This is a genomic window from Streptococcus sp. 3109, from assembly GCF_013276905.1.
GTDB lineage: Bacteria > Bacillota > Bacilli > Lactobacillales > Streptococcaceae > Streptococcus.
This window is the reverse complement of sequence record NZ_VMLY01000012.1, coordinates 1-14,566: the sequence shown is the minus strand read 5'-3', so window position 1 is coordinate 14,566 and position 14,566 is coordinate 1. Positions and strand designations below refer to the sequence as shown.

Annotated in this window: 12 protein-coding genes and 10 tRNA genes; 1 reads left to right on the top strand and 21 read right to left on the bottom strand. The window is 41.1% G+C overall.

From position 1 onward, the window contains the following. Positions 1-140: 140 nt before the first annotated feature. The 3 genes from nagA to tgt all read right to left on the bottom strand — a co-directional run bounded on the left by nagA (position 141) and on the right by tgt (position 4,504). Positions 141-1,292, bottom strand: coding sequence for an N-acetylglucosamine-6-phosphate deacetylase (gene nagA, locus HT698_RS06855; RefSeq protein WP_173218176.1), 1,152 nt, complete (start codon positions 1,290-1,292; stop codon positions 141-143). A 151-nt stretch (positions 1,293-1,443) separates the two neighbouring features. Next, positions 1,444-3,261 carry an acyltransferase family protein gene (locus tag HT698_RS06850; protein WP_173218173.1) on the bottom strand — a complete coding sequence of 606 codons (1,818 nt, stop codon included), beginning with the start codon at positions 3,259-3,261 and terminating at the stop codon, positions 1,444-1,446. Positions 3,262-3,361: 100 nt separating this feature from the next. Beyond that, entirely contained in the window at positions 3,362-4,504 is a 1,143-nt protein-coding gene (tgt, locus tag HT698_RS06845; protein WP_001285237.1) for a tRNA guanosine(34) transglycosylase Tgt, read from the bottom strand. A 116-nt stretch (positions 4,505-4,620) separates the two neighbouring features. On the opposite strand from tgt, the gene HT698_RS06840 reads away from it, so the two are divergent. Continuing rightward, complete coding sequence (locus HT698_RS06840) at positions 4,621-5,478, top strand: DUF975 family protein (RefSeq protein ID WP_173218172.1); 858 nt, start codon at positions 4,621-4,623, stop codon at positions 5,476-5,478. Between the two features lie 25 nt (positions 5,479-5,503). Here HT698_RS06840 and pcp read toward each other — a convergent pair whose 3' ends face one another. The 18 genes from pcp to HT698_RS06750 form a co-directional block, all read right to left on the bottom strand. Continuing rightward, positions 5,504-6,148, bottom strand: a complete 645-nt coding sequence (gene pcp / locus HT698_RS06835; RefSeq protein ID WP_173218170.1) for a pyroglutamyl-peptidase I — start codon at positions 6,146-6,148, stop codon at positions 5,504-5,506. 187 nt (positions 6,149-6,335) lie between these two features. Further along, positions 6,336-6,698 (bottom strand): DUF1304 family protein, encoded by a 363-nt coding sequence (locus tag HT698_RS06830; RefSeq protein WP_173218871.1) that lies wholly within the window; start codon positions 6,696-6,698, stop codon positions 6,336-6,338. Positions 6,699-6,708: 10 nt separating this feature from the next. Beyond that, a complete protein-coding gene (locus HT698_RS06825; protein WP_173218873.1) occupies positions 6,709-7,134 on the bottom strand; it encodes a MarR family winged helix-turn-helix transcriptional regulator in 426 nt (141 codons plus the stop codon). Between the two features lie 198 nt (positions 7,135-7,332). Then, positions 7,333-8,523: a LysM domain-containing protein gene (locus HT698_RS06820; RefSeq protein ID WP_173218875.1), complete on the bottom strand. Its 1,191-nt coding sequence runs from the start codon at positions 8,521-8,523 to the stop codon at positions 7,333-7,335. Between the two features lie 162 nt (positions 8,524-8,685). Beyond that, positions 8,686-9,309 (bottom strand): HAD family hydrolase, encoded by a 624-nt coding sequence (locus HT698_RS06815; protein WP_173218876.1) that lies wholly within the window; start codon positions 9,307-9,309, stop codon positions 8,686-8,688. Between the two features lie 3 nt (positions 9,310-9,312). Next, complete coding sequence (locus tag HT698_RS06810) at positions 9,313-10,593, bottom strand: MATE family efflux transporter (RefSeq protein ID WP_173218877.1); 1,281 nt, start codon at positions 10,591-10,593, stop codon at positions 9,313-9,315. Positions 10,594-10,653: 60 nt separating this feature from the next. After that, positions 10,654-12,138, bottom strand: coding sequence for a threonine synthase (gene thrC, locus HT698_RS06805; protein ID WP_173218878.1), 1,485 nt, complete (start codon positions 12,136-12,138; stop codon positions 10,654-10,656). A gap of 75 nt (positions 12,139-12,213) precedes the next feature. Then, positions 12,214-13,491 (bottom strand): glutamate-cysteine ligase family protein, encoded by a 1,278-nt coding sequence (locus tag HT698_RS06800; RefSeq protein ID WP_173214441.1) that lies wholly within the window; start codon positions 13,489-13,491, stop codon positions 12,214-12,216. 106 nt (positions 13,492-13,597) lie between these two features. Beyond that, positions 13,598-13,681 (bottom strand) — tRNA-Leu (locus tag HT698_RS06795). A gap of 9 nt (positions 13,682-13,690) precedes the next feature. Continuing rightward, positions 13,691-13,762 (bottom strand) — tRNA-Gln (locus tag HT698_RS06790). A gap of 13 nt (positions 13,763-13,775) precedes the next feature. Further along, a tRNA-His gene (locus HT698_RS06785) sits at positions 13,776-13,848 on the bottom strand. A gap of 14 nt (positions 13,849-13,862) precedes the next feature. Continuing rightward, positions 13,863-13,933, bottom strand: a tRNA-Trp gene (locus HT698_RS06780). A 4-nt stretch (positions 13,934-13,937) separates the two neighbouring features. Then, positions 13,938-14,018: transfer RNA gene (locus HT698_RS06775), tRNA-Tyr, on the bottom strand. A gap of 12 nt (positions 14,019-14,030) precedes the next feature. Further along, a tRNA-Phe gene (locus HT698_RS06770) sits at positions 14,031-14,103 on the bottom strand. Between the two features lie 3 nt (positions 14,104-14,106). Further along, a tRNA-Met gene (locus tag HT698_RS06765) sits at positions 14,107-14,180 on the bottom strand. A 10-nt stretch (positions 14,181-14,190) separates the two neighbouring features. Beyond that, positions 14,191-14,280, bottom strand: a tRNA-Ser gene (locus HT698_RS06760). 82 nt (positions 14,281-14,362) lie between these two features. Next, positions 14,363-14,436, bottom strand: a tRNA-Ile gene (locus HT698_RS06755). A gap of 34 nt (positions 14,437-14,470) precedes the next feature. Further along, positions 14,471-14,541: transfer RNA gene (locus tag HT698_RS06750), tRNA-Gly, on the bottom strand. Between the last annotated feature and the right edge of the window lie 25 nt (positions 14,542-14,566).

Sequence of the window (14,566 nt, the reverse complement as noted above, 5' to 3'; positions counted from 1 at the left end):
TTTGTATTATTTATAATGTAATTGTAAACCTTTTCAATTGCTTGTTCAAGATTTTTTGTGATATTTTTAACTTTTTCATTTACCGGTAAAGCAATATAGATAAAAAAGCAGAAGCTAATCTCTAACTTCTGCTTTCTCTCTTATGCTTGATAACGTTTCACACCGTCTAGGTAGGTTGCTACCAATTCCAAATCTTTATCTAATACGATAAAGTCTGCATCATATCCTTCACGAATTTGTCCACAGACATCATCAATATTAACAGATTTTGCTGGGTTAAGGCTAGCCATCATGACCGCTTCGTGTGGATTTGCAATACCCCACTCGACTACATTTCTCATACCATCTTTAAGTTTGAGGATAGAACCTGCCAAATTACCAGTAGATTTGAGACGTGCAGTTCCATTTGCTACTACAACAGGGAATTCTCCCAACATATAGTCACCGTCTTCAAGCCCACCAGCTGTCATACAGTCCGTAATAAGAGCGATGTTTTCTGTCCCCTTTTGCTTAAGTAAAATCTCACAAGCTTTTGGATCTACGTGATAACCATCACAAATCAATTCTGCGTAAGTATGTGGGAGCTCATACATAGCTCCTACCATACCTAGTTCGCGGTGTGTTAAACCACGCATCCCATTATAGGCATGTACCCATACACTAGCTCCAGCATCAACTGCCTTCTTAGCTTGTTCAAATGTCGCATCTGAGTGTCCAAGTGCAACTGTCACACCTTCACCTGTAATAGTACGTACAAAATCTTCCACCCCATCACGTTCTGGTGCAATAGCGATCTTATTTAGCATCCCTTTTGCAGCATCCTGCCAAGAATGAAACTCCTCAACACCCGGGTCTCTCATATAAGTTGGATTTTGTGCCCCCTTAAAAGTTTCTGTGAAATATGGACCTTCATAATAAATCCCACGAATCTTAGCACCACTTGCTTCTTTATAATGGTTTCCAAGATTTTCAGTGACTGCAAGCAATTGCTCATAAGTGGCTGTTAAAGTTGTGGGCAAGAAACTGGTAACACCGGTACTAAGAAGTCCTTCACTCATAGTATGCAATGTACCTTCAATGTTGTTGTCCATCACATCTACACCTGCATATCCATGAATATGAGTATCCACAAGACCTGGTGCAATGCTATAACCAGTATAGTCAAGAACCTCTGCTCCTTCAGGAATTTGATCCACATGTTTCCCAAATTTGCCATCAACAAGTTCTAAGTACCCACCGCGACGAATGCCAAATGGATAGAAAAACTGATCCGCTTTAACGTAATTAGGCATAATAATGACCTCCTTAAAAGATTGATTCTACAATTTATTATGTCAATTACATTATAAACCTTTCTTTTTTATTTGTAAATGGTATAGACCTATTTTCCGGAGATATTTTAAAAGAGCTGGATTTCTCCAACTCTTTTCTTTTAAATACACGTTATTTTGATTTGACTGGCTTGTCTTGAGCTGTTTGCAAGGCTGTAGCAATGGTCTCTGCATACAATTTAGCTCCTGCTTCAATAGTGCTAGTGTCACTTCCGAAATGGACTTGGTCTGTTCCTGCCCAAATTTCTGGATGCTCTTTCGCAACTTGATTCCAATCTGCTATCGTGATGTAAGGTGTCTTCTCTGCCAATTCTCTCATATAGGCAGCAGCCTTCTCAACGATGGCATAGGTCTCTTTTGTCTTATCCCCCTCATAAGGAGTCACCAAAACCATATGGTGGCCCTTAGGAAGATTTTTCACGATACTATCCCAATCTTCCTTGTAATTTTCAGGATTATTTACCCCTGTTGCAATGACCACCATCTTAGGTAAAAATTTATTCTGGCTATTATTTAGCATGATTTCATCGGCATTCTTGGTTGTTCTGCTGACTTGCGCGTTAATCTGTGCTCCAGGAAGGGCTGTCTGTAGTGCTGTATTTGCCCTTAAAGCCACCGAGTCACCAATTAACATAGTGCCATCAGCAATTCCTAAACTATCAGCTTCTGCTCGTTCTGCCATCACCTTGGTCTGACCAATATTTGTTGCAGCTTGCTTCAAACCATTGACAGTCAAATCTGTCTCAAAAGCTCCCACTTGTGGTGCCAACAAAGTCACTAAGAGGACAATGAAGGCCAAGATTCCTGTACTTGTTGCAAGAATTGCGTGAATATAAGGCAGGGGACGAAGAGTTTGTAAAACAGGTGTGTTCTTGCCTGCAATCCACGGCTCCAATACATAAAATGAAAGACTGGCAAATCCATAAGAAAAAATCAAAGTTAATAACACAGCAAGAAGATTTGATGTCAACTGTGAGAAAATGATATAGAAAGGCCAATGGAAGAGATAAACTGCATAGCTAGTATCCGCTAAAAAACTAATAATCTTTGGTTCCTGTACGTTAGGAGTCTTTTCATGTAAGACACGCGCAGCCAGAATCATAGTAAGGGCTGCAAGGCTGGCAAGCAAGAAGCCAATAAGATAGGCAAAGAGATAGGTAAATTTGACAAAGAAGGTCAAAATGAGTAAGAAGCCAAAACCTCCTCCAAAAACCAACAGGGTCTTGCGTAAATCCCAGATTTTATCCAACTGCTTGATGAGGGAAGTCGTCTGACGAACCCCTACAATCGTTGCTAGGATACTTCCCAAAAAGAATGGATAGACATGAGTTAAACTGGAGAAGTAAACAGAGGAATAAGAGGTCACTAGAAAACTACCAATAAACATGGAGAAGAAACTAATCAAGAAGGCAGCAGCTGATAAGAGAAAAACCATCCCTCTCAACTGACCATTTGACCTAGACTGCTTGGATAAGAACCAAACTGCCAAGCCCCAGAGGATATAGTAGTGCACCTCAACAGCCAAGCTCCAATTATGAACAAACAAATGTGGAATGAACTGAGATTCATAACTCCCACCTGTTAGGAGTTCATAGAAATTGGTCATAAATCCTAAGACACCCGCAATCTGACCCCCAATTCCAGCCACATAATCTTGCCGAACTAGGAAGGTAAAGGGCATGGTCACCAAGACCATCAAAACCACAGGTGGCACAATCCGATAAAAACGCCTCCTAAAAAATCCAAGTAAATCAATTTCATGATTTTTAGAAAATTCTTCGATGAGTAGAGCTGTAATCAGAAAGCCTGAAAATGTGAAAAAGACATCTACCCCGAAAAATCCTCCAGGAAAGATGGTCTGAAAGAAATGATACAAGAGTACCAAAAGTAAACCTGTAATCCTAATCAAGGAAAACCATTTAATGCGCATACGAGTTTATTCTTCCTTTCGTTATACACTTTATTCTATCAAAAAAAGAAGAAAAATCCTAAGAGAAAACTTAGGATTTTTAGCTTATATCTATTCCGTTTTAGAAATTACGGCCTGATTTATTATAGCCATATTTTTCAACAAAATACTCACGGAATTCCAAGAGATTGTCATCCATGATGGCTTGGCGTACTTGCTTCATCAGGTTAAGCAAGAAGTAAAGATTGTGGTAGCTAGTCAAGCGGATACCAAAGGTTTCATCAGCCTTGAGCAGGTGACGAAGATAAGCGCGTGTATAGTTCTTACATGTGTAGCAATCACATTCAGGATCCAGTGGTGTAAAGTCCTCAGCAAACTGGGCATTTTTGACAACCAAACGTCCTTGACTGGTCATACAAGTCCCGTTACGAGCGATTCGAGTCGGCAAGACACAGTCAAACATATCCACCCCACGAATCACCCCATCAATCAAGCTATCTGGCGCTCCCACACCCATCAAATAGCGAGGTTTGTTTTCAGGTAGCAGTTGGGTTGTGAAGTCCAAGACAGCATTCATCTCTTCGTGGGTTTCTCCCACTGCCAAACCACCAATAGAGTAACCTGGGAAGTCCATGCTGACAAGGTCATGAGCCGATTGGCGACGCAGGTCTTCAAATCCTGCCCCCTGCACAATCCCAAATAACCCTTGGTCATGCGGACGACGGTGAGCCTTCAAACCACGCTCAGCCCAACGACTGGTACGCTCGATTGATTTCTTAACGTAATCGTAAGGTTGATAAAACTGAGGACATTCGTCAAAGGACATCATGATGTCTGAGCCCAGATTATTCTGAATAGAGATAGCTTTTTCTGGCGATAGGAACATCTTGGAACCATTGAGATGGTTTTTAAAGGTTACTCCTTCTTCTGTGATATTACGGCTATCTGCTAAGGAATAAACCTGAAAACCACCACTATCTGTCAAAATAGGCTGGTCCCAATTCATGAACTTGTGGAGACCACCAGCGCGTGCAATGAGTTCATCTCCAGGGCGAAGCCAGAGATGATAAGTGTTTGACAGGATAATTCCCGAACCCATCTCCTTCAATTCTTCAGGTGACTGAGTTTTGACAGTGGCTTGTGTTCCAACTGGCATAAACATAGGTGTCGGGAAGGTGCCGTGAGGAGTGATGATTTCTCCCAGACGAGCTCCTGTGTGTTTTTCTTTCTTAATCAAACGGTATTTGATTGGTGAATCTGACATTTTTTACCTCCGAAGCTGGGAAAGACAGTCCCAGTTCATACTTTGTGCCCAAGGGCATACTGTATGATTTTATCAAAAAAAGCCGGAACTGTCACGAACTATGGTATAATAAGAGAATGAACTATCCAAAAATTGATTTAAAAACAATTCGTCAGGAGTCAAAACATTTTCAGGCTGACACCCCCCGTCTCTTTCTCCTCTATATCCTTCCCAGTATGCTGGTCATCTTATCTGGTTTTCTTAATCCCTTAGAGCGTATCAACGAGTCTATTTTAGAGCAATCCTTTTTAAGCGTGCTTGGTCATGTATTCCAAGCCTACCTTTTTCCACTATTAGTCTCCTTTATCGGAACAATACTTCTAACCAGTTCAGTTTATACAACTCTGAAACTCATCAAGAATCCAGATACAGAACTATCCGTCAAAAATAGTCTGGCTCTATTTGACGAAGAGCACTTTTCACAAACCTTTTTGACCCTCCTTCTCAAACGTTTCTCTCTCTTTTTATGGAGCATTCCTAGCTTGCTTGGAATTTACTTTCTTTTTTACAGTAGCTTTCTAGCAAAGAAATTCATTGTCCTTCATCCTGAGTTTCCCAATCTGGATCTCACGTCAATTGAAACCGAACGCTTCCTCATGACCTTTGGTCTCTACTTTCTAGCAAGTGTCCTCTTGATGATTGTCGGAAATAGTCTCTATATTCCACAATACTATGCCTATTCACAGGTAGAATTTCTCCTCTGTGACACTCTAGACTTAGGACAAGCCAAACCAGGACAAATCCTAAAAACCAGCCGTTTCCTGATGAAAGGCTACAAATTTCAACGCTTTATTCTAGACCTACAACTCCTTCCTTGGTACTTCCTCAATTGGATTACCTTTGGGATTGCTAGTTTCTCACTCCTACCCTACATTCAAATCAATAAAATAATTTTCTACCGATCTATACTGGCTCAAAAACGTCCAAAAGCTTGAAGGTTTTCCCTCAAGCTTTTTTCTATCAATGAGTTTCTCCGCCTACCAACTTGAGGTCCTGATCTCCATGTTCGATAATGGCGCCGATTGCCGCTTCTATCCCTCGCCTAATATCCACTAAACTCATAGCTGGAGTAGTCGGTCGATTCACCACCTGTTCCATCATATAAGGAATATGCATAAAACCTGCCTTAATATGTGGAAATTTCTTTTCTACCAAATAGAGGACCTGATACATCAAATGATTGCAGACAAAAGTCCCTGCCGTATTGGAAACAGAGGCCGGCAAGCCCTCTTTTTTTATAGCTTGGACCATCGCTTTAATCGGCAGACTACTAAAATAGGCAGGAGCACCATCTGGACGAATAGGAAGGTCAATCGGTTGATTACCTTCGTTATCCGGTATGCGTGCATCGTCTTGATTAATGGCCACTCGCTCGGGTGTCAAGCTAGTTCTTCCACCAGCTTGGCCGATACAAAGGACAAAGTCAGGTTGATAACGAATCAGTTCTTCTTCCAATACTTGGGCCGATTTGTGAAAGACTGTTGGCACTTCTAACCAACGGACCTCAGCACCATGGATTTCAGCTGGTAAACCTTTAATGGCCTCCAAAGCTGGATTAACCTTTTCACCTCCAAAGGGCTCAAAGCCTGTCACTAATACTTTCATTTCTAACTCCTCAAAACCAATTTAATGAAACTATTTTCTTAAAGACAAGTATAACATATTTCCCTTATTCTGGAGTGAAAAGGACTAGCGAGGCTAGGATTGCTCTTTGATACTCAATGAAAATCNNACTTGAGTACGGCAAGGCGACGCTGACATGGTTTGAATTTGATTTTCGAAGAGTATGAGTTTATTTAAAGAGTAAAATACTCATCAAGGTCAAAATAGCTGGTCCTCCTTGCTTCAAAATAATTTTCTTATCTGCTGTGAGAGAGCCATAAGCCGCAGCACCAATCACAAATAAAACAAAAATAGTCACAATTTCTAAATTCTGTGAGAAATAAATCCCATACAAGAGAAAGACTCCTAGCAGAGCATTATAAATCCCTTGATTTTTAAACAATGAACTTACTGACGGACGAGCCAGTTCTTCCTTGTCCATGTTAAAGACACGACTAGTCGCATCTGATTGCGTTGCAATACTTTCCAAATAAAAAATGTAAAAATGCTCCAAAGCAACAATCGTTGCTAAAATGATTGTCATAATTGACACCTATTTCTCCTTAAATTTCTATATTTTCAATACCCAAAACCAATTTATTTACTAAACGGCTGAGTTCTGTTCTTTCAGACTCTGTTAAGATACTTTCCATCGCTTCTTTAACCTTGATATGCTGCAGAGGCGGATTCACAACTAACTGCTCCTTGGCATACTTCGTAGTCTCTACCAACACTTCTCGTTGATTTTCAGGATTGCGATGACGCTCCACCAGACCTTCCTTTTCCAAAATCTTGAAATGTCGTGTCAAGGCAGCTTGATCAATCTTCAAACGCTCCTGAACCGCTATTTGATTACAAGGGGAATGCTTCAGTAAAAATAATAAAATCTGATACCGTGTCAAACTAATCCCAAGCCTTTTTTCAAACAATTGCGTACTCGCTTGCTCAGACAAGCGGAGTTGATACAGTAAATCTTGAATCTCTAACATTTCTTCTTCTCTTTTATTGATTTATCAATAGTTGACTAATCAATTATGATGCAAAGTAAAAAAAATTTCAAGGATTATGCTTGAATCATTACAAGATGGTAACTTCCCATTCAAATTGATAAACAAAAAACGAACGAGACTCGCTTCCTATCACGAAAGCTAGATCTCATTCGTCAAAATGATATTACCAAGTCTGATTTATCCATTCATTGAAACGTGAACGTGGTCATAGTGATTTTCTGTCACGCTACCACGGTCTGGCATCGGGTTCCAAGTGTTAGCTGGTCCATATTTGCTATCGAATGGAGCATAGAAACGTTGTTTCCAGATGATATAACTAATGCCGCGGCTAGCCATGTTTTGAATAGCGTATTCCGCAATCTTATCCCCTAGTTCTGAGCTTTCTGGTACCATGAAGTCGATAGCCAAACCTTTTCCGTGATCTCCACTGTCTCCTGGACGGTAACCACTAAAGGATGTGATGCCAAACAAGTTAGCAATTTCTTCTTTAAAGGCAGCCGTTTGTGGTTGAAGGCCTGCATTTTCAGATTTCGCTACTGCAAGTCCAGCATAATCGGGCGCAGCTGGAGCTGTGTAAGTTGTTGAAATTATTTTCGTCTCTTCTGGTTGATAAGTAGAAACTGTTGGTGCAGCTTCACTTGATGATGCTACTTCTTTTACTTCTTTTACTTCTTCTGCACTTGTTACAGTTGTTTCGCTTGCTGTTTCTTCTGCTGGCGTTGTAGTTGCTTCTACTGCTGATTCAGCTTGAGTCCTTGCTTGTGTTTCCTGCTTCTCAGTTGGAATCGTTGCCTGAGGAGCTGCTTCTTCAACTGCACTACTTGTTTCGGATGTTTGCTCCTCTGGGACAGAAGTACCTGTAGATGGTGTCACTTCTTCTGTAGCAGTCACTGTCTTTGTAACTTCTGAGCTTGATGCTACTTCTTTTGGCGCTTCTGCAATCGGTTGAGAAAGGTCTGCAACCTGAACAGTTTGATTATCAACCGTCACTTGATTGGTTGTCAAATCTGCTGTCGCAGTTCTCACTTCTTCACTAGAGTCTGCTTGAGGAGTTTGGATTTCAACTTCTGTTACTTCTTCAGCTTCATTAACAGTCGTTGTCAAAACAGTTTCTGGGAAAATCAGGTCCATATTAGTGATTTTATTCAAATTCGCAAGAACTGTGACATCTACACCCAAGGCTTCTGCAATTGTGCTCAAGGTATCACCATACTGTACTGTATAACTTGTTTTGTTATCCGTTTTAGTCAAATCATTTTGGATTTGCTCAACACTACGTGCAGTCCAAAAAAGTTCTTCTGCTTGAGTTACCAATACTGGGGCAAATGACAAGGCTACTGTTGAGGCTAATAATATTCTTTTCTTCATTCTTTCAAATTCCTTTCAAATGAGTACCTGACTATGATAACACAAAAAATGCAGAAAAAAAGCCCTCTCGGGCCTATTTAACAGAACTGTCTATTCCTTGTAATAAACTCGATTACTTGAAATAGTTTGTTAGGTCTCTGTCACAAAACTGACACAATCTTTTTATCGCTCAGCCTCAAAAATACGGGAAATATCTGCTAAGGCTTGAATCCTGTGATTGCCTTCATAAGTCGACTCTAAAAAATTGATACTTTGAATCCTACTATTCTGGGCAAATTCCACATCCAAAGTTCGATCTCCTATATAATAAGTATTATCAAGATTCAACTGATACTTGTCTATCAGATAGGTAGCTGCTTCTGGACTTGGCTTGCGCGCAAAGCCATTCTGACTGGTTAGAATCTCTGTAAAATAGGATTCCAGCCCCAGATCTCTTAGAATAGTAAAAGCATTGTCTCTCTTATGAGTGTAAACAAACTGCTGAATTCCTGATTCGTCTGCCCAAGCTAGCACATCACGCGCACCTGGCATCAAAACTACCTGAGCATTCTTCTCAGCCAAACTCTGGGCACGCACCTGATTTAGCACTTCCACATACAACTTTCTCTCTTCTGCCACCCGCACAAGCAAATCTTGCACCGAATACTTGAGGATAAACTCTCTCACCTTCTCCTTATCATAAGGAATAGCAAACTGAGCAAAAGTCTCCTCAATCCCTGACAAAATCGCTTCGTAAGAGTCCAATAAAGTCCCGTCCAAATCCCAAATAAAAGCTGTTTTTTGCATTTCCTATCCTTTCAAGCTCATATAACGCTGGTAACGGTAACGTAGAAATAACCAACGAAAACCATTATCCAAAAGAGTTCCGGCCCAAATACCGGGCAAGCCCCAACCAAGCACAATTCCCATCAGATATCCTGTTCCAATGCGGATACACCACATTCCTATACTTGTCGCATAAAAGGGAAGCCGAGCATTGCCCAAACCCTGCCAGACTGCCGTATAGATGACTGTTCCTGTCGTCATAGGGGTTCCAAGTAGTGAAAAAAGTGTTACTAGAACACTGGCCTCCACCGCTAGAGGATCAGTCGTATAGAGATGAGTTAGTGGTATACCCAAAGCATAGATACTGAAGGTCAAGGGTAACATGAGAACCAGAGAGAGCCAAAAGGTTTGCTTGCTCAAACTAGCGACTCTTTCCCAATCATCTTCTCCAACCGCTCGAGCTACCAGCATGACTGTTGCTGTAGTCACACCAAAGGCAGGCATATAGTTAAACTGGGTCAAGACTTCTCCGACTGCATTCCCAGCCACTGCCTCCGTTCCAAAAGAAACGACCAAGGCAATGATCACGACATCTCCAGCCCGCATCATAAGACGTTCTCCAGCTGCTGGTAAAGCCAAGATCAACAATTCCTTATCTAAACCAAAAGTTGGCTTCGCATAAGGCAGTTTTAATTGTGACCACAAAATCACAAGACCTACCAAACGAGACAGAATAGTTCCCCAAGCAACACCAGCTATTCCCATATCAAGAACAAAAATAGCTAGACTGGAAAAGAGAATATTCAAGGCATTGGATAAAAAACTAACATAGAGGGGCAAACGTGGATTATGCGTTGCACGAATCAAGGAACCCATACTGGTCATCAAGCCCAAAAGAACAATCGATCCGCCTACCAAGGATAGGTAGAGTCCACCACTCTCAGCTACATCTCTCTCCGTCCCCAAAAGTCCTATCATCTCTTTCCCAGCGAAGATGGACAAAGCTCCCAAAAGAAAACTTAATAGTAAGGTAATCTTCAAGGCCTCAGTCACATGATAGACTAGCTTAGACTGATCCTTCTGCCCCAAACTTTTTGAAATAACACTGGAAATAGCAGCTCCCAGAGCGATGAAAATCGCCTGGTAAATGGTGATAATATTGCCAGCTACTGATACACCCGAAATAGCTATCAAGCCCAAGTGGGCTACCAAGTAACTATCCACCATCCCCATGAGCATCTGCAAAAAGTTTTCGCCCATAGCTGGCAAGGCAATATTAAGAATGTCTTTATTTTTCTTAAACAATCCTTCCTCCTGATGAAAAGAAACTCAGTTGGTTTCCCAACCGAGTTTACTCCCTCTGTCTTAAAGTCCTAGATAAGCCTCAACCGCTGCTTGCATGTCAGCAGCCGCCACAGTTGTCTTATGACGAACTGGAGCTGTTTCAAGGCCATCAACTGCTGGTGGCACTGCAACTCCTGAGATTTCATGTAATTGAACCAAGGCTTCAAAGTCAGTTAAGCCTGCTTTTCCTGTTACAGCTTCTACTGCAACTACTGGGAACTTGTATGGACTAGCTGTTGATGCAATCACTGTCTTAGTCGCATCGCCAGTAGCCGTTTGGTATTTCTTATAAACTGCAGAGGCAACCGCCGTATGTGGATCCTCGATATAAGAATCTGACTCATAAACTCGCTTGATTTCTGCCGCTGTTTCTTCCTCAGTCGCATATTCAGCTGCAAATAGTTCAAGAATCTCTGCATCAAAGTCTGTCAACTCATATTGTCCTTGCGTGTTCAAGGCATTCATAAGTTCAGCTGTCTTTTCAGAATCATTTCCCAAAAGATGGAAAATCAAGCGCTCCAAGTTTGAAGATACCAAAATATCCATAGATGGACTAGTTGTTACTTTAAACTCACGTTTCTTATCGTAAACACGTGTCTTGAAAAAGTCTGTCAAAACATTGTTGTCATTTGAAGCACAGATCAATTTACCAACTGGTAGACCAATTTGCTTAGCATAAAAGGCAGCCAAGATATTTCCAAAGTTTCCTGTTGGTACGGTGAAATTGACCTTATCACCAGCCACGATCTCAGCAGTCTTGACCAACTGAGCGTAAGCATACACATAGTAGACAATCTGTGGCACCAGACGACCAATGTTCATCGAGTTTGCAGATGAAAATTGCAACTTGTTTGCAGCCAATTTTTCACGAAGTGCTACATCGTTAAACATATGTTTGACGTTAGTTTGCGCATCGTCAAAGTTACCATCAATAGCAATAACATGAGTATTGTCGCCAGTTTGAGTGGTCATTTGCAACTCTTGTACCTTGCTGACACCATCCTTTGGATAAAAGACGATAATCTCAGTTCCAGGCACATCCGCAAACCCTGCCATAGCAGCTTTCCCCGTGTCACCAGATGTCGCTGTCAAGATAACAATCTTATTTTCCAAACCATGTTTCTTAGCAGCAGTCGTCATAAAGTATGGCAAGATAGACAAGGCCATATCCTTAAAGGCAATCGTTGAACCATGGAAAAGTTCTAAGTTATATTGGCCGTCTAATTTCACTAATGGCGCGATAGCTGGAGTATCAAATTTGCTATCGTAGGCATTGTTGATACAGTAGTTCAACTCCTCAGCTGTAAAGTCATCTAAAAATGCTGACAAAACTAACTTAGCAACTTCCTGATAAGAAGCATCTTGCAATTTGTCAAAGTCCAAATCTACCTTTGGATAAGTAAGCGGTGTAAACAAACCACCGTCCGTCGCCAAACCTTGCAAAATTGCTTGGCTAGCAGTTACTGTATTATTGGCATCACGCGTTGATTGATAAACTAATGTCATTACTCTCTATCCTTTATCTATAGTCTCTTCCATTATATCATGATTTTTCAGAAAATTCTCCCTTTATAAAAGAAATTATAGTCCCAATTCTTTCTTCAAAGGCTCTAAATAAATCATTTCTTGTTTATTTCTCATCTTCAGACCTTCCTCAGCTAACAGAAGTAAGTCTTTGGAAATTTCAATAATCGCAGTCTCTTCCTGATCTGTAAGCTTCTTCTTAGAAAATTGTCGTCTTAAAAACTTATAATTTCGCCCAAATTCTTTAAAGAAAGGTGCTGTTTCTAAGTAAGATTCAAGTTTCTCTAAATTAACTAATAATCCCAAGTGAAAAGCTGCAGAAGCAAAAGTTCTATCAAGAGGCTGAGTACACACACTACGAAACTCAACTGTTCCTCGAGTCGTTAAGTCTTGGTACTGGTAACTACGATGAGTTTCAAAGTCTTTCTCTTGAGGGTAAATAAGAACCTCTTCCCCATTAAGATCAAATGCTTGGATTTCAGGTGTAGCTAAATAGTCCCTAGCCTGAATCGGATAAAAATAATAGGTTTGTCCATCACGTTCCGCAGTAAAAATTGCAGAATGATCTAGATAATCAAAAAAATCATCCTCATCTTTAAAGAGGCTAGCATTGACACCAACATTCTCTGGATATATACCATGCATCGATTCTTCCCAGAAAATATCTCTTGAGATTTTTGTATCCCAATCCGCACCTGTAAACTCAGAATTAGCAAATAAATAAGCCTTAACTGCTTCAATTTGGGTAAAAGCATTAATCACTCGTAAGTAGTTAGACTTTGAAATATCCAGCTGAACCTGACTCCCACAGATAAAAGAACCATATTCAGGGAAATGATGTAAGTTTGATTTAGTAACATTTCTACTCAAATTCAAATAGTCCATCAACATCTGATAACGTGGGGAAGCCACTGGACAATTCTCATTTTTATCCCAGTTGGGATGAATACCACAGCCAACAATAGCATGGTTTGATTCAGCTAACTTTTTCTGAATTACATCCATATAATTGTTGAAACGATTTTCGATCTCTTGAATCGTTTCAGCCTTGCCAAATGCAAACTCAATCGTAGTATAGGAAACTTCAAATAAAATAGCATCCTGACTTACTGGATCTACTAACTGGATAGGATTCCCAAAATCATCTACCTTTTCGATAGTAAAATCAAAAGAAGAAACTAAATATCGGAATAAGTGCTTGGTAACTTCAACATCTGTAGCAGCTCCTTCCAAGTTTACAACAGGATATTCCAGCTCAATCCCGACAAACAATTCAGGATTTTCTTTAATATTTTTCAAATATCGATGTTTTAATAAATCGATAGAACGAGACATACTTCCCTACACTTTCATAATCTAAATAAATTTTGAATAACTATTATTATACCAAAAATAATATAAAAAGGAACGAAGATTTACAACGTTCCTTAATGCTATACTATACCGGCGGCCGGGGTCGAACCGGCACGTCCTTGCGGACACTGGATTTTGAGTCCAGCGCGTCTGCCAATTCCGCCACGCCGGCAAATAGTAACTGGGGTAGCTGGATTCGAACCAACGCATGAGGGAGTCAAAGTCCCTTGCCTTACCGCTTGGCTATACCCCAATAATATAAAATAGGCGAGTGATGGGGATCGAACCCACGCATGCCAGAGCCACAATCTGGTGTGTTAACCACTTCACCACACCCGCCATAATTCTATTAACACGGGCAGTAGGAATTGAACCCACACTGAAGGTTTTGGAGACCTTAGTTCTACCTTTAAACTATGCCCGTAAAATGGAAGGGGAGGGATTCGAACCCCCGAACCCGAAGGAGCGGATTTACAGTCCGCCGCGTTTAGCCTCTTCGCTACCCTTCCAAAATATATAAATGGCGCGAGACGGAATCGAACCGCCGACACATGGAGCTTCAATCCATTGCTCTACCAACTGAGCTACCGAGCCTTATTGCGGGAGCAGGATTTGAACCTACGACCTTCGGGTTATGAGCCCGACGAGCTACCGAGCTGCTCCATCCCGCGCTAATACAAAAGGAGGATGTGGGATTCGAACCCACGCACGCTTTTACACGTCTGACGGTTTTCAAGACCGTTCCCTTCAGCCGGACTTGGGTAATCCTCCAAAATAGTTTATACGGGAATAAACCCGTGTCCTCTTAGCGAACAGATAATATTACAATTCTCTAGTAATGGACTAAACACTATGGGCACGAGTGGACTCGAACCACCGACCTCACGCTTATCAGGCGTGCGCTCTAACCACCTGAGCTACGCGCCCAAGTCAAAAACTTGGTACAAAGAACAAAGTTCAAAGCGGGTGACGAGAATCGAACTCGCGACAACAGCTTGGAAGGCTGTAGTTTTACCACTAAACTACACCCGCTAAAATGGGAGTTAACGGGATCGAA

What these genes read in the sequence shown, in the direction of transcription:
- tgt (WP_001285237.1), bottom strand. Translation starts at nt 4,504, where the DNA reads ATGTCAGATTCACCAATCAAATACCGTTTGATTAAGAAAGAAAAACAC.
- pcp (WP_173218170.1), bottom strand. Translation starts at nt 6,148, where the DNA reads ATGAAAGTATTAGTGACAGGCTTTGAGCCCTTTGGAGGTGAAAAGGTT.
- HT698_RS06820 (WP_173218875.1), bottom strand. Translation starts at nt 8,523, where the DNA reads ATGAAGAAAAGAATATTATTAGCCTCAACAGTAGCCTTGTCATTTGCC.
- HT698_RS06800 (WP_173214441.1), bottom strand. Translation starts at nt 13,491, where the DNA reads ATGTCTCGTTCTATCGATTTATTAAAACATCGATATTTGAAAAATATT.
- thrC (WP_173218878.1), bottom strand. Translation starts at nt 12,138, where the DNA reads ATGACATTAGTTTATCAATCAACGCGTGATGCCAATAATACAGTAACT.
- nagA (WP_173218176.1), bottom strand. Translation starts at nt 1,292, where the DNA reads ATGCCTAATTACGTTAAAGCGGATCAGTTTTTCTATCCATTTGGCATT.
- HT698_RS06850 (WP_173218173.1), bottom strand. Translation starts at nt 3,261, where the DNA reads ATGCGCATTAAATGGTTTTCCTTGATTAGGATTACAGGTTTACTTTTG.
- HT698_RS06825 (WP_173218873.1), bottom strand. Translation starts at nt 7,134, where the DNA reads ATGTTAGAGATTCAAGATTTACTGTATCAACTCCGCTTGTCTGAGCAA.
- HT698_RS06840 (WP_173218172.1), top strand. Translation starts at nt 4,621, where the DNA reads ATGAACTATCCAAAAATTGATTTAAAAACAATTCGTCAGGAGTCAAAA.
- HT698_RS06815 (WP_173218876.1), bottom strand. Translation starts at nt 9,309, where the DNA reads ATGCAAAAAACAGCTTTTATTTGGGATTTGGACGGGACTTTATTGGAC.